Source organism: Kitasatospora sp. Xyl93 (assembly GCF_055383135.1).
Genome location: NZ_AP029185.1, coordinates 446,162 through 459,142 on the forward strand (window position 1 = coordinate 446,162; position 12,981 = coordinate 459,142).

12 protein-coding genes and 2 pseudogenes are annotated in these 12,981 nt (G+C 69.4%); 7 read left to right on the top strand and 7 right to left on the bottom strand.

All coding sequences use genetic code 11. From position 1 onward, the window contains the following. Positions 1-10 precede the first annotated feature (10 nt). A pseudogene (locus ACZ5GH_RS02025) lies at positions 11-272 on the bottom strand (IS110 family transposase); the annotation flags it as partial. 740 nt (positions 273-1,012) lie between these two features. Between ACZ5GH_RS02025 and ACZ5GH_RS02030 the strand changes: the two are divergent. From ACZ5GH_RS02030 to ACZ5GH_RS02040, 3 genes are all read left to right on the top strand, one after another. Continuing rightward, positions 1,013-1,474, top strand: a complete 462-nt coding sequence (locus ACZ5GH_RS02030) for a hypothetical protein (protein ID WP_464333209.1) — start codon at positions 1,013-1,015, stop codon at positions 1,472-1,474. A 279-nt stretch (positions 1,475-1,753) separates the two neighbouring features. Continuing rightward, a complete protein-coding gene (locus ACZ5GH_RS02035) occupies positions 1,754-1,945 on the top strand; it encodes a hypothetical protein (RefSeq protein ID WP_464333210.1) in 192 nt (63 codons plus the stop codon). A 140-nt stretch (positions 1,946-2,085) separates the two neighbouring features. Continuing rightward, positions 2,086-2,346: a hypothetical protein gene (locus ACZ5GH_RS02040; RefSeq protein WP_464333211.1), complete on the top strand. Its 261-nt coding sequence runs from the start codon at positions 2,086-2,088 to the stop codon at positions 2,344-2,346. 93 nt (positions 2,347-2,439) lie between these two features. Here ACZ5GH_RS02040 and ACZ5GH_RS02045 read toward each other — a convergent pair whose 3' ends face one another. The 5 genes and pseudogenes from ACZ5GH_RS02045 to ACZ5GH_RS02065 all read right to left on the bottom strand — a co-directional run bounded on the left by ACZ5GH_RS02045 (position 2,440) and on the right by ACZ5GH_RS02065 (position 7,278). Next, positions 2,440-3,324 carry an IS5 family transposase gene (locus ACZ5GH_RS02045; RefSeq protein WP_464336781.1) on the bottom strand — a complete coding sequence of 295 codons (885 nt, stop codon included), beginning with the start codon at positions 3,322-3,324 and terminating at the stop codon, positions 2,440-2,442. 305 nt (positions 3,325-3,629) lie between these two features. Continuing rightward, positions 3,630-4,012 (bottom strand): annotated as a pseudogene (locus tag ACZ5GH_RS02050) (tyrosine-type recombinase/integrase); the annotation flags it as partial. A 418-nt stretch (positions 4,013-4,430) separates the two neighbouring features. Then, positions 4,431-4,820: a hypothetical protein gene (locus ACZ5GH_RS02055; protein ID WP_464333212.1), complete on the bottom strand. Its 390-nt coding sequence runs from the start codon at positions 4,818-4,820 to the stop codon at positions 4,431-4,433. Between the two features lie 158 nt (positions 4,821-4,978). Next, a complete protein-coding gene (locus tag ACZ5GH_RS02060; protein ID WP_387747896.1) occupies positions 4,979-6,193 on the bottom strand; it encodes an acyl-CoA dehydrogenase family protein in 1,215 nt (404 codons plus the stop codon). 59 nt (positions 6,194-6,252) lie between these two features. Further along, positions 6,253-7,278, bottom strand: coding sequence for a phosphotransferase family protein (locus tag ACZ5GH_RS02065; protein ID WP_464333213.1), 1,026 nt, complete (start codon positions 7,276-7,278; stop codon positions 6,253-6,255). A gap of 293 nt (positions 7,279-7,571) precedes the next feature. Here ACZ5GH_RS02065 and ACZ5GH_RS02070 point away from each other — a divergent pair, with 293 nt between their 5' ends. After that, the gene (locus ACZ5GH_RS02070; RefSeq protein ID WP_387747892.1) at positions 7,572-8,363 is read left to right on the top strand and encodes a hypothetical protein; all 792 of its coding nucleotides are present in this window, start codon (positions 7,572-7,574) and stop codon (positions 8,361-8,363) included. Between the two features lie 38 nt (positions 8,364-8,401). Here ACZ5GH_RS02070 and ACZ5GH_RS02075 read toward each other — a convergent pair whose 3' ends face one another. Beyond that, the gene (locus ACZ5GH_RS02075) at positions 8,402-8,623 is read right to left on the bottom strand and encodes a hypothetical protein (RefSeq protein WP_387747890.1); all 222 of its coding nucleotides are present in this window, start codon (positions 8,621-8,623) and stop codon (positions 8,402-8,404) included. Positions 8,624-9,076: 453 nt separating this feature from the next. On the opposite strand from ACZ5GH_RS02075, the gene ACZ5GH_RS02080 reads away from it, so the two are divergent. The 3 genes from ACZ5GH_RS02080 (at position 9,077) to ACZ5GH_RS02090 (ending at position 12,836) form a co-directional block, all read left to right on the top strand. Next, positions 9,077-10,306 (top strand): polysaccharide deacetylase family protein, encoded by a 1,230-nt coding sequence (locus ACZ5GH_RS02080; protein ID WP_464333214.1) that lies wholly within the window; start codon positions 9,077-9,079, stop codon positions 10,304-10,306. 343 nt (positions 10,307-10,649) lie between these two features. Continuing rightward, a complete protein-coding gene (locus ACZ5GH_RS02085; protein ID WP_464336782.1) occupies positions 10,650-11,831 on the top strand; it encodes an MFS transporter in 1,182 nt (393 codons plus the stop codon). 135 nt (positions 11,832-11,966) lie between these two features. Continuing rightward, on the top strand, positions 11,967-12,836 hold the full coding sequence (locus ACZ5GH_RS02090; protein ID WP_464333215.1) for a LysR family transcriptional regulator: 870 nt from the start codon (positions 11,967-11,969) through the stop codon (positions 12,834-12,836). Positions 12,837-12,981: the final 145 nt, after the last annotated feature.

The following is a 12,981-nucleotide window of genomic DNA, read 5'->3' on the forward strand; positions in this document are numbered from 1 at the left end:
TCCGCGGCCCGCCGCGAAGGCGGTTGGCCGTGCGGATGCAGTCCTCAACCAGGTCGGCGCGCCGTCCGATCAGCAGCTTGAACTCGATCGCGGCCTCGTCGCCGGGCCGAATCCGTCGCAGGTCGCGGCGCATCCGGGGCTGATCGGCAATCACGTAGGCATCGCGGGCACCGGTCTTGCCGTCGCCGCGGTAGCCGCCAGCGGCCCGGTTCACCAGACGCCGGGAGATGTGGAGGACCTTCCCGGCCGTGAGCGATCAGCAGGCTCAACAACCCTCGGCCTTTCCGAACCTCTTGGCCAGGTGGCATCGATGTCCGGCGACCATGTGGTGTAGCCACCGCTACCGCGGCACAGCGAGAACCCCATGTCCAGCACGGGTCCACCGCAACCGGAACCAACATCAACCGCCTCCACCAGCATCAGCCAGGCGACAACCGGACCAACTCCGCAATCCGCTTCACGCGCCTCTGCGGCAGACGATCGACCGAATCCAAGCGACAGTTACTGAAGATCACCAGCAGCATCCGGAAAGTGATCCAGAACCCGTCTTGAGTCGTTGTCGATGGTCACCTCCGGGCCGAGGAAGCGCAGCTCGTACGAAGACGCACCGTGGCGGGAGTCTATCGGATCAGCAGTTGATAGACAGAGCGCCTAGTCTCAAGGGCGGCAAGGCATCGAGCTTGAATCCAGCTACCGCCCAGCAGAGCATCGACTCCGTACTTTCCGGCGTAAATCTCAACGCCTGGGCAGCCAAGAACACACACGGGGCCGAAAGGACGCTGACTGGGAGATTTAACAGCCCCATCGGCAGGGTTGCCGACAGTGCTGGAAACGTCTCGGATGCATATAATCTACAACTCCTCATCAGGCGCGTGAATAAGGGAACAGACGGCCACAAGGGAACATGGACCGTGCATACTGTCATGGCCTGGTAGTCGCGCTGCTCGACACTGAGGCGTCGGCTCGCTCAAGCGAGCCGGCGCCTCGATAGACATAGGGGAGATGGTCGCAAATGGGGCAGACCCAGAACGCTCTAGCCAGCACTCTGGCGAGTCTAGGGAAATTTCATGACGGACTCACAGACTTCTCAAGTAGACTTCTGCGTGAATATAAGTTTGACGGTGCCGTTGAATTGATTCACCAAATTCTCATCGAGCCGATCGGGGGGTCGGTAAAGTTTACATCTTTGCATCGTTTTACGGTTTCAATCGGCCCCGATTTTGCAGACTCTAGGGAGATCTATATTGTCGCAAGTGTGTGTATTGAGGAATTCTCATGCATGGCGGCTGTTGCAGTTCGGGGCGGCCTGGGCGAGATGGTCGAAGGCCTGAGCGGGCCGCAGGAAATTCTAGTGTACGAGGAAACGACTGAAGGCATTGAACTAAGCGCGGCTATTGGATTCCTTGGAAAGGCTCTGACGAATCTAGAGAACCTGGCTGACCCTCTTGGGCCGCTGGCGCAAGGCTACGCCTAGTCCGCCCAAGCGTCCAAGCCGCGAGCATCCTAGGAGGCATGCCTGTCGGACACGAATTTGCCCAGATGCCTGCTCAATAGCGCAGAATGTTTGACGCAGCCTTAGTTTCAATCAGTCGTGCCGGCCCGTCGGCGATTCGGCGGGCCGGCACGTTACGGCGAGGACTGCAACGGTAGGACATCGTCGAGCAATTCCAAAAGAGCTATCTTCTGGCGGGGGTCACGCCGGTCTGGTTCGCAACCTGATGGCGATGTTAATTGGGTCAATGAGAATGCCGGCATGAGCCCCACTGCTCGTACTTACAATGCTGTGGCTACAGCTTCCAGGGCAGGCTGGGCGGCGGCGCTGCAGTACTACAAGGCTGGCGCGAGCAAGCTGTCGGATATCAAGTTCGACTGGTTTGATGCAACAAGCGGCGTAATGATTGATCGGAAGGTCAGCGTAACGACCTTCAACAAGACCTACCGGTAGGCTATGAACCAGTCTCTTGCGCTTGGGAAGAACGGCTACGCGGGACGGTGGGAGGTTCCCACCGAAGCTGAGGCAGTGCGAGCGCGGAGGGTTCTCCGAAGCCTCCTGCTCACCAACATTCGAGTGAGGATGGTGCCCTGATGAATGTCAACCAGGTCCTGGCGCAAGCATTTGCAAGCGTTGGGGTATCGATCGACCTGACCGACGACGACGATATCAACCCTGATGTCGCCACGGATATTCTTGAGCCCGCTGCTGCCCTCTTCGGAGGCCTCTCGGAAGAGGGGCGTCGGGAGGTCGCTTCCTTGATGCTTCAGTGTGCCGAGCTTGAGGATAATCCGGAGCGCAAGAGGGCAATTCTGGAGCTTCCCGAAGCTATCGGCCTTCTTAGCGAAGGCTGATCCCCAGGATTTCCCTAAGGGCTGTCCCGTAACCCCGAGGAGATGTGCCACGACCGTCCGGCCGCTCTCAGAAAGTGTTGGGTAACTGCGTGATTACTCGCTCTTGAGGTCGTCGGCGAGGCGGCGGGCTGCTTCGGTCTCGATGGGGCCGTGGGGTTCGATCGTCTCGCCGGCGAGGCGGGCGGCCATGAGGCGGATCATTGCGACCTTGATCATCGCTTCGGCGTGCGCGGTCTTGCGCTCGTAGTCCCGTGCCAACCGTCTGCACCGTCCCAGCCAGGAGAATGTCCGCTCGACCACCCACCTGCGGGGCAGCACCTGGAAGCCTTTCACATCGGCGTTCCGGGGCACCGCGACGATCTCCAGGTTCTCCCGCTCGGCCGCCCAGCCGACGAGTCCCGCGTCAATCGCGTTGACGTAGCCACCGTCCACCCATACCAGTCCGACGTGCGGAAACGCGTCGCGGACACCGGCCAGGACCAGCTTGGCCCCGGCGCGTTCCTGCACCGAGGCCGAGTGCACGACCGCCCGCAGCACGAGGCCGCAGGTGTCCACCAGCAGGTGCCGCTTGCGGCCCCGGACACGCTTGCCCGCGTCGTAGCCGATGGCCTCGCCGCCCTGGTGACTGCGCACGGACTGTGAGTCCAGCACCGCCGCCGACGGCTGCGGATCGCGGCCGTCCGCCACCCGGAGCCGTTCGCGCAGCGCATCGTGGACCCGATCCCAGGTCCCGTCCGCCGTCCAGGCACGGAACCACCGGTAGGCCGCATCCCATGGCGCGAGATCGTGGGGCAGCAGCCGCCACGCACAGCCTGTGACCAGCACGTACAAGACACTGTCCACAACGAGCCGACGAGAGAACTTCAACGGACGGCCGCCCCGGCGCGGATCCCGCCCGGGTAGCAGCGGCTCGATCACCGCCCACTGAGCGTCCGTCAACGACGAGTCATAGGAAGGCTTGCAGGAACAGACACACACGGCGGAGATCTTCGCGGGCCCGTCGCCCACGAAGACCACCGCCAGTGCATCACGCCATGCAGTTGATCAATTACCCAACACCTTCTCAGAGGCGACGGCGTCCACCACGCCATGCTCGGCATCGCCCGCCTCCACAACCTCCTCCAGGCCGCATAGCCGAGCCCGACAAGAGGTCGGCTGATCCTGTCCCGAGCGACGCAAAGATCAATTACGGGACAGCCCTTAGACTGAGATCGAACGTGCGTGAAGCCCCTGGGCGATTCCAAGGGCTCATGGCGTCTTGACGGCAGTAGTTGACGGCAACGTCAGCGCACGGGTGCCGCACAAACCGTCGGATCGTCATCGTCGCCGGGCTCGGTGGCGGCTTCGGAATGCCTGCCGAGCTTGCGGCTGAGAAGGTCGATGGCGTCGCGCTGGAGGCGGAGCCGACGTGGGCGTACACGGTGGCGGTGACGCCGATGTGGGCGTGGCCGAGGAGTTCCTTGATCACGACGACTTCGACGCCCTGCTCCAGGAGAAGCGTCGCGGTCGCGTGGGGGAGGTCGTGAAATCGGATCTGCCGGAGTCCCGCTCGGCGGAGGAGCGCTTTGAAGTGTCGGGTGAGGGTTACGGGTTCGATCGGGTGGCCGTCTGGCCGGGTGAAGAAGTGACCGCTGTCCTTCCGGCTCTGGCCGGCCTTCTCCCGCTCTTAAGCCTGCTGGCGGCCGGTGGCGTCCCGCACGGACCTTTCGCCGACGCGCTCGGCGGCGAAGGCGTCCAGGGCTGGGTGGATGACGCGGCGGGCGCCGAGGAAGAGATCGTCCACCGCTCGGAAGGCTGTCCAGCCGAAGTCGGCGTCGAGCCGGTGCATCTCGGCGACGATGTTCTCGGGGGTGCGGATGCTGACCTCGGGATTCATGGAGGCGGCTGCTCCGCAGAAACCGCACTCGTAGGGCAGTCGCGCGAGCACACCAGTTTGGCCTCGATGCGGCCGTCGACGGTCCGGTACGGGTCCTGAGCGAGGAAGCGGCGGCGACGGCGAGGGAGTCGATGTCCGGGACGAGCCAGCGGGTGGTGTCGCCAAAGAGCTGGACGCCGCCGGCGGTGGTGCCGAGCAGGCAGTCGCATCACATCACCTTCGGCAGCTCGCGGCGCCGGTGGCCGTCCCCGAGCAGGGCAGCGACCCGCATCTCGCCCTCACCGATCACCAGGGCCTCCAGGCAGGCGAAGCGCGGATTGGACAGGACGCGCCGCGGGTCGGCCTTGGCGTGGTGGCCGTCAGCCATCAGCGCGATCGCCGGGTCCAGGGCGGTGGCAATCCACGCCGTCAGCTCGTAGGTCGGGGCGAGGAGGTTGAACGCGAGCCAGCGCGGCCACAGCGCGTTGACGACGTCGGCGTTGCGCCGGATGCCGCCCCTGTGGGCCTTGGCGTCCAGGGTCCCGACGCCTGCCTCAGTTCCGGCGCTGCCGGTGCGGACCGTGTCCCGCGCGATGCCGAGCCGTCGGGACACAGCCATGATCGAGTGGCCCCGGCGCACTCCAAGACGATCTGGGCCGTCGAGCGGCGACGGGCCCAGGACCGGAGCACCTCCCGCCGGGCATCGGTGACGGGTGACGGCGGGAGCTTCGAACCAGGACGGCTCGCACCCGGCCGACGCCGGATCTCCGGATCAGGTCACTGGCGGTACTTCCGCAGCTCCCGGCGAGCCAGGGAGCGCTTGTGCACCTCGTCCGGGCCGTCGGCCAGCCGCAGGGTGCGGTTGCCGGCCCAGAGCTGGGCGAGCGGGGTGTCCTGGCTGACGCCGGCGGCGCCGTGGGCCTGGACGGCCTTGTCGAGGATCCACTCGACGGTGCGCGGGGTGGCGATCTTGATCGCCTGGATCTCGGTGTGCGCACCCCGGTTGCCGACGGTGTCCATCAGCCAGGCGGTCTTCAGCACCAGCAGCCGCAACTGCTCGATCCGCACCCGGGACTCGGCGATCCAGTCCTGCACCACGCCCTGCTCGGCCAGCGGCCTCCCGAACGCCACCCGCTCGCCGGCCCGGCGGCACATCAGCTCCAGCGCCCGCTCGGCGATGCCGATGGCGCGCATGCAGTGGTGGATCCGGCCGGGGCCGAGCCGGGCCTGGGCGATGGCGAAGCCCGTCCCCTCCTCGCCGATCAGGTTCTCCACCGGGACGCGGACGTCCTCGAACAGCACCTCGGCGTGGCCGCCGTGGTCGGCGTCGTCGTAGCCGAAGACCGTCATGCCGCGCTTCACCGTCACGCCCGGGGTGTCGCGCGGGACGAGCACCATGCTCTGCTGGCGGTGCGGCTCGGCGGCCGGGTCGGTCTTGCCCATCACGATGAGGATCCGGCAGTCGGGGTTCATCGCGCCGGTGATGTACCACTTGCGGCCGTTGACCACGTACTCGTCGCCGTCCCGTTCGATGCGGGTGGCGATGTTGGTGGCGTCCGAGGAGGCGACCTCGGGCTCGGTCATCGCGAAGGCGGAGCGGATCCCGCCGTCGAGGAGCGGGCGCAGCCAGCGCTCGCGCTGTTCGGCGCTGCCGAACTGGGCGAGCAGTTCCATGTTGCCGGTGTCGGGCGCCGCGCAGTTGAGCGCGGGCGGCGCCAACTGGATGCTGCGGCCGGTGATTTCGGCGAGCGGGGCGTACTGGAGGTTGGTGAGTCCGGCGCCGAGCTCGCCGGGCAGGAAGAGGTTCCAGAGGTTCTGCTTGCGGGCCTCGGCCTGGAGGTCGGCGACGACCGGGGGGACGGCCCAGGGTTCGCGGTCCCGGTCGGCGAGTTGGGCGGCGAGGACGGGCTCGGCGGGGTACACGTGCTCGTCCATGAAGGCGAGCAGCTGCTCGCGGAGTTCGTTCGTCCGGGCGTCGTAGGCGAAGTCCATCGGTGTTCGGTTCTCCTTGAGGGTGCGCGGGCTTCGGGAGCTCAGGCGTTGAGGGGTGATCAGGCCTTGAGAGTGCCCAGCCCGTGCCGGGCGAGGATCGGGGCCATCTCGCCGGCGCGCTCGAAGCCGGCGCCCAGGGTGCGGCCCTGCTGGAAGCGGAAGTGGATGCCCTCGGCGACGGCGGCGAGCTTGAAGGAGGCGAAGGCGACGTACCAGTCGAGGTCCTCCGCCCGGCGGCCGGTCGCGTCGGCGTAGCGGGAGACGATCTCGTCCGGCCCGGGGAAGCCGGGGGCCGTCATGGCGGAGGGGATGATGCCGCCGCCGACGCCCGCGAGTTCGGTGTACATCACCAGGAGGCCGACGTCGGTGAGCGGGTCGCCGAGGGTGGACATCTCCCAGTCCAGGACGGCGGCGATGTCGTCGTCCGCGTCGACCAGCACGTTGTCCAGGCGGTAGTCGCCGTGCACCAGGGCGGGCGCGGGTGAGGCCGGCAGCCGCCGGCCGAGGAGGTCGCCCAGCCGGTCCAGGTCCGGCAGGTCGCGGCTGCGGGAGGCGGCGAGCTGCTTGGCCCAGCGGCGCAGCTGGCGCTCCAGGTAGCCGTCCGGGTGCCCGAAGTCGGCGAGGCCGACGGCGGCGGGGTCGATCCGGTGCAGGGTGGCGAGGGTGTCGACCAGCCTGTATCCGAGCGCGTGCACCCGCTGCTCGCCGAGGGCGGCGAGCGGGGCGGCGTCCCGGTGGGCGGTGCCGGGGACGTACTCCATGAGGTACCAGGGCGCGCCGAGCACGTCCTCGCCCTGGTCGAGCAGGAGCGTACGGGGAACGGGGACGCCGGTGTCGCGCAGCGCGGTCATCACCCGGTACTCGCGGCTCATGTCGTGGGCGGTGGCGAGGACGTGCCCGAGCGGGGGCCGGCGCAGCACCCAGCGGGAGACGCCGTCGCCCAGGACGTACGTGAGGTTGGAGCGGCCCCCCTCGATGAGGTCGGCCCGCAGGGCCCCCTGGAGGGTGCCGGGCAGCTCGCGCTCCAGGTGGGACCGGAGTCGGGCCAGGTCCAGGCCGGGCGGGTCGGCGGGGGTCTCGGCCATCGGGCGGCTCCTCCAGGCGGGGTCTCGTTGACTAAGCGCTTGCTTAGCATTCAGCCGCGGGCGTCCGCTGTCAATGCCACCATGTCGATGCCGCTCAAGGTCGCTCAAGACCGCACATCCATGCCGTACCCGGAACCGCTCGACGAGCACGGCGGTGGCCTCGGAGTCCGGTGCGCCACCGGTACCGGCCTGGTCCGTTCACGCGTGCAGGTTGACGGGATCGATCCGGGCGGGAAGATCCTTTTCCACCGAGGGATCCGCGGACCATCCCCTACCCTGCCGGGGTGGCTGGAATGAGGATCATCGTGTGCCTGCCCGGTGCGGACGCGACCAGGGTGGACGAGGCGGTCGCGGAGGCGATGCGGCCCTTCGCGTCGGACGGCGCGGGCGCCGTGGAGCGGGATGTGTGGGACAGCTACCGGATCACCGGCGGCGGAGGGCTGCCCGTCCTGCCCGGCCACGAGGACGACCCGCGCCTGGTCGCCGGGCGACCGTTCCCCGACGGGACGCCGGACGGAGCGGAACCCGGCCTGTGCGCGGGTGGACCGCGCGAGCTGATCGACTTCCGCGACCGGCAGCGGACGGAGGCCGCCGAACACACCGGCCTGGTGTGGGACCGCTGGCGGGAGGTGGCCGCCGAACACCCCGTCGCGCACGGCGAGTCCGTGTTCTACGGGCGCCACCTCGCTGACGGTGGAACCCGGGCGTCCTACCCGGGCTCGCGGGAGGCTGTCGCCTACCGGGCGCAGCCGGCCCTACGCGCCTGGGCCGAGGTCGCGCCGGCCCTCGAACGGCGCGACCTCGGCGACCACTTCACCTTCGACTGGGACCCGGTCGGCATCGGCGAGCGCAGCCGCGAGGAGTTCACGCTGGCCTACGCGTTCAGCCTGCTGCCGCCGCGCGGTGTGCTCACCCTCGGCGGATGGTGGTGCGACGGTGACGAGGAGCCGCTGCACGGGGCCTGCCGGGGCCGGGCCACGTGCGACCACGAGCCGGAGGTCGCCGGCAGGCACCAGGATCTACTGGCCTACCTCATCGGCCTTCCCGGCGACACCCTGCTGGTCAACGTCCGCTGCCACGTGTGAGTCGAGGGGGCCGCTCCGTCGAGGGGGCCGCCCCCGGCTCAGCGGGGTTCGGCGGGCTGCGTGGCCCCGGCCACGCCGTAGATGGTGATGGCGGGCGCGGGGACCGAGCCGGGAGCGGCGGTCGCGGCACCGGCGGCGCCGACGGCGATGCCGGTGACGACGCAGGCGAGCACCGCGGCGGCTCCTGCAGCGGAGGCGAGCCGACTCCGGCGGGTCGTGGTCGCCGGACGGTCCAGCGGGCGGTAGTACGTCCTGTTCATGGCACACCAGTCCAATCGGGAAGGTCCACGGAGGTTCATGGGGCTGATGCGACCCTAGCCGGGACCGGAACGATTGGGTACGGAGCGCCGTGGCCATGCCACGAACTTGGCCGGAAAGCTGTGCGGCGCGCCCCCCTGGGGACGGATGTCGCCGAACTGGACGACGAGACCTCCGTCCTCGAACCCGACCACCGACCGGTGCTCCGCGCCGCCCTCCAGCGCGTCCTGGACCGTCACGCCGGCGCGGTTCCGGCGGAGCATCCGCCTTGTGACGTAGGGCAGTTGCTTCCTCCCCCGTACCCTCCGCAACCGTGCCGGACCCGCCTCGACAGAGGTCGATCAAAAGTGTTCTGATGATCACATCCATCGATCGTCTTCAGAACGCCGTCTGATCGAAGATCAGAGAAATGGGGTCCGGTGCGGACTGCTCGCAGCTCGGCCATCCTGCTGGCAATGGGGGTCCTCGGGGCCTCCGCCCTCGCGACGGGATGCTCCGGCACGCAGAGCAGACCCTCCTCCGCCGCCACCGGCACCACGCCTTCCACCCCCGCCGCGAGCACCACGACGGAGGCCCCCGCGCCGCCACCGCCGCCCGCTCCCACGCCCACCTGGGACGGCCAGGTCAAGGTCCTCGGCGACGGCTCCACCTCCGACACCGGCCCACAGCCCAAGCAACCCGTGCCCGAGCGGCTCAAGCCGGGCGAGAAACCGCCGCAGTTCGTCGTCTTCTCCTGGGACGGCGCCCTGGAGGGCGACGAGCGCCTGTTCTCCCGCTTCCGCAAGCTCGGCGTGGAGAACAACGCCCAGATGACCTTCTTCCTGACCGGCCTCTACACCCTCCCCAAGTCCAGGAGCACGCTCTACCAGCCGCCGCAGCACAAGGCCGGCGAAGCCTCCATCGACTTCGCCACCGACCCCCACATCAAGGACACCCTGGAGCAGCTGCGCCTGGCCTGGCTGGACGGCAACGAGATCGGCACCCACTTCAACGGGCACTTCTGCGGCCCCAAGGGCGGCGGCGACTGGAGCACCGAGGAGTGGAAGAGCGAGCTCGACCAGTCGGTCTCCTTCGTCACCAACTGGAAGACCAACACCGGTCTCAAGGACCTCCCCCCGCTCCCCTTCGACTACACCAGGGAACTGGTCGGCGGCCGCGCCCCCTGCCTGGAGGGCCAGAAGAACCTGCTGGCGGCCGAGAAGGCGGCCGGCTTCCGCTACGACGCCAGCTCCCCGGGCGAGTTCCAGGTCTGGCCCGTCAAGAAGGAGGGCATCTGGAACTTCCCGCTGCAGATGCTCCCCTACTCCGGCAAGTCGACCCAGAGCCTCTCGATGGACTTCAACTTCCTGGCCAACCAGTCCGGGAACACCACCAACGGCGACCCCAAGAAGTACGACACCTGGGAGAAGGAGACCCGGGACAGCTACCTCGCCGGCTTCGAACGCGTCTACAACGGCAGCCGCGCCCCGCTCTTCATCGGCAACCACTTCGAGTCCTGGAACGGCGGCATCTACATGCAGGCCGTCGAGGACGTGATGAAGAACGTCTGCAAGCGCGACGGCGTCCGCTGCGTCTCCTTCCGTCAGGTCGCCGACTGGCTGGACGCCCAGGACCCGAAGGTCCTCGACAAGCTGCGCCAGCTCGACCCCGCCCAGCCGGCCGACTGGTCCCGCCTGGTCAAGTGACGCGGCGGCCCCGCAGGGACCTGGGCCCTGGACCCTGGCCCCTGGGACCTCGGCCCCCACGGTCATCTCCGAACGAGATGACTGACATTCCGAAGCATCTCCTCAAGTGAGGAAGCAGCGGGGGCGGATCAACGCTCGTACCTGCGGGACGGCAGCGAGGAGGCTGCCGTCCGCCCCGCCCCCGCCGGAATCCCCGGCCCGCTGCCACGAGTAGGTGCACATGTCCGCATCGCCGGATCTCCCGACCGCCGCGCGCCAGCGCGAAACCGCGACCGCAGGCGCAAGCTCGACCACGACCGCAGGCGCGACCACGACCGCCGCCCCGGCTGCCGCCCCGCACGGCGTGCCGGGCTGGCTGATCGCGCTCTTCGCCGTCGCCTCCGGCATGACGGTCGCCAACCTGTACTACGCCCAGCCCCTGCTGTCCTCGCTGAGCGCGGTCTTCCACACCAGCACCGCCACCACCGGGGCCCTGATCACCCTCACCCAGGTCGGCTACGTGATCGGCATGCTCTTCCTCGTCCCGCTCGGCGACCGGCTGGAGAAGCGCAACCTGATCACCGCCCTGCTGACGGTCACCACCCTCGCCCTCGTCGCGGCCGGGCTCGCCACCAGCTTCCCCATGCTGCTCGTCGCCTCCCTGATCAGCGGCGCCACCTCCGTCGTCGCCCAGGTCCTCGTCCCCTTCGCCGCGAGCCTCGCCCCCGACCACGCCCGCGGCCGCATCGTCGGCCGGGTGATGAGCGGCCTGCTCACCGGCATCCTGCTCTCCCGCACCCTGAGCAGCCTGGTCTCCGACCTCGCCGGCTGGCGCACCGTCTTCCTCGGCTCCGCCGTCCTGATGGCCCTCCTCGGCATAGCGCTGCGCATCGCCCTGCCCGCCCACGCCCCGACCACCACCATCCCCTACCACCACGTCCTGCGCTCCACCGCCCGCCTGGTGCGCACCCACCCCGCCCTGCTGCGCCGCGGCCTCTACCAGGCGGCCATGTTCGGTGCCTTCAGCGCCTTCTGGACGACCGTCTCCTTCGTCCTGACCGGCCCCGGCTTCCACTACTCCCCCGTCGGAGTCGGCCTGTTCGCCCTGGTCGGCGCCGCCGGCGCGGCCGTCGCCCCGTTCGCCGGACACTGGGCCGACCGCGGGCTCGTCCGCCCCGCGACCGGCATCGCCTTCACGGTCGCCGCCGCGGCCTTCGCCCTCGCCGGCTTCGGCGGGCGCAGCGTCGTCCTGCTCGCCCTCGCCGCCGTCCTCGTCGACATGGCCGTCCAGGCCACCCTGATCCTCGGCCAGCACACCGTCTACCAGCTCGACCCGGCCGCCCGGGCCCGCCTGAACAGCGCCTTCATCGCCATGTTCTTCGTCGGCGGAGCAGCCGGATCCGAACTCGGCTCCGTCCTCTACCACTCCTGGGGCTGGACCGGCGTCACCGTCCTCGGCACCGCCCTGCCGCTCCTCGCCCTCCTCTACTGGACCACCGAACGCCGGCCGGAGGCGGACGCGGGCGCCGGCACGGCGAAGGCCTGATCCCGTCGCGACCGCCGGTCCGTCCCCCCGCCGGGGGCCGGGCCGGCGCCGCCCGCCCACCGCCTACGATGCGGTGACGACCGACAGCGCGCCGCCTCCGGACCGGACGGAACGCGGCCCGACCAGGAGTGGACGATGGACCTGCGGCAGATGGAGGTCGTGGTCGCGGTGGCGGACACCGGCGGCTTCACGGCGGCGGCCCGGCGGCTGCACGTGGTCCAGTCCTCGGTCTCCAGTACGGTCCGCGCCCTCGAACGCGAACTGGGCACCCCGCTGTTCGACCGCACCACCCACCGCGTCGCCCTCACCCCGGCCGGCGAGGCGTTCGTCCCCGCCGCGCGGGCGACCCTGCGCGCCGCCGAGCACACCCGCGAAGCGGTCAACGCCGTACGGGGGAAGCTGTGCGGCCGGGTGACGGTCGGCACCATGCAAGGGGTCTGGGCCGGACTCCACCACGCGCTCGCCACCCTGCGCGCCGAGCACCCGGGCGTGGTCGTGCGGCTGCGCCAGGCCGCCGTCGCCGACATCCGGCAGTCACTGCGCGACGGCACGGTGGACCTGGCCGTGGTGGCGCTCGACCGCCGGCAGCAGCGCGGGCTCACCACCAGGCTGCTGTCCCGCGAGGACATGGTGCTGCTGGCGGCGCCCCGGCGGGTGCTCGCCGGGACGACCCCGGAGGGCGAGGTGCGACTCGCCGACGTCGCCCGGCTGTCCATGGTGGACTTCACCCCCGGCTGGGCGATCCGCGACGCGGTCGACCGGGCCTTCCGGGCCGCGGGCGTCGACCGCAGCACGACCTTCGAGGTGAACGACATCGTCGCGGCGGCCGAGCTGGTCCGCAACGACCTGGGCGTCTGCATCATGCCCAGGTCGATCGCGGACCGCTTCCCCGATCTCCCCCGGTACCGCTTCGAGCGGCACGCACCGCACTGGAAGGTCATGGTGGTCCGGCCGCCCGGCGAGGCACCGCCGGCGGTCGCCGCGCTGCTGCGGCACATCACCTGACGCCGGGACGGCGGGGCCTCACTGCTGGACACCGGCCCGAAGAACCGGGTCATCCTGCCCGTCGATCCGTCGGATCCGGATCCGGCCCGCGTTCGCGGGGCCGCTGGACGCGCCTCCGGCCGGGTCCGTCCCCTGCGCGGACCCG

Bases quoted from the DNA above. Each gene is read 5' to 3' on its own strand.
- ACZ5GH_RS02040 (WP_464333211.1), top strand. From the start codon at position 2,086: ATGAATGTCAACCAGGTCCTGGCGCAAGCATTTGCAAGCGTTGGGGTA.
- ACZ5GH_RS02070 (WP_387747892.1), top strand. From the start codon at position 7,572: ATGAGGATCATCGTGTGCCTGCCCGGTGCGGACGCGACCAGGGTGGAC.
- ACZ5GH_RS02075 (WP_387747890.1), bottom strand. From the start codon at position 8,623: ATGAACAGGACGTACTACCGCCCGCTGGACCGTCCGGCGACCACGACC.
- ACZ5GH_RS02030 (WP_464333209.1), top strand. From the start codon at position 1,013: ATGGGGCAGACCCAGAACGCTCTAGCCAGCACTCTGGCGAGTCTAGGG.
- ACZ5GH_RS02035 (WP_464333210.1), top strand. From the start codon at position 1,754: ATGAGCCCCACTGCTCGTACTTACAATGCTGTGGCTACAGCTTCCAGG.
- ACZ5GH_RS02055 (WP_464333212.1), bottom strand. From the start codon at position 4,820: ATGGCTGTGTCCCGACGGCTCGGCATCGCGCGGGACACGGTCCGCACC.
- ACZ5GH_RS02060 (WP_387747896.1), bottom strand. From the start codon at position 6,193: ATGGACTTCGCCTACGACGCCCGGACGAACGAACTCCGCGAGCAGCTG.
- ACZ5GH_RS02065 (WP_464333213.1), bottom strand. From the start codon at position 7,278: ATGGCCGAGACCCCCGCCGACCCGCCCGGCCTGGACCTGGCCCGACTC.
- ACZ5GH_RS02080 (WP_464333214.1), top strand. From the start codon at position 9,077: ATGGGGGTCCTCGGGGCCTCCGCCCTCGCGACGGGATGCTCCGGCACG.
- ACZ5GH_RS02090 (WP_464333215.1), top strand. From the start codon at position 11,967: ATGGACCTGCGGCAGATGGAGGTCGTGGTCGCGGTGGCGGACACCGGC.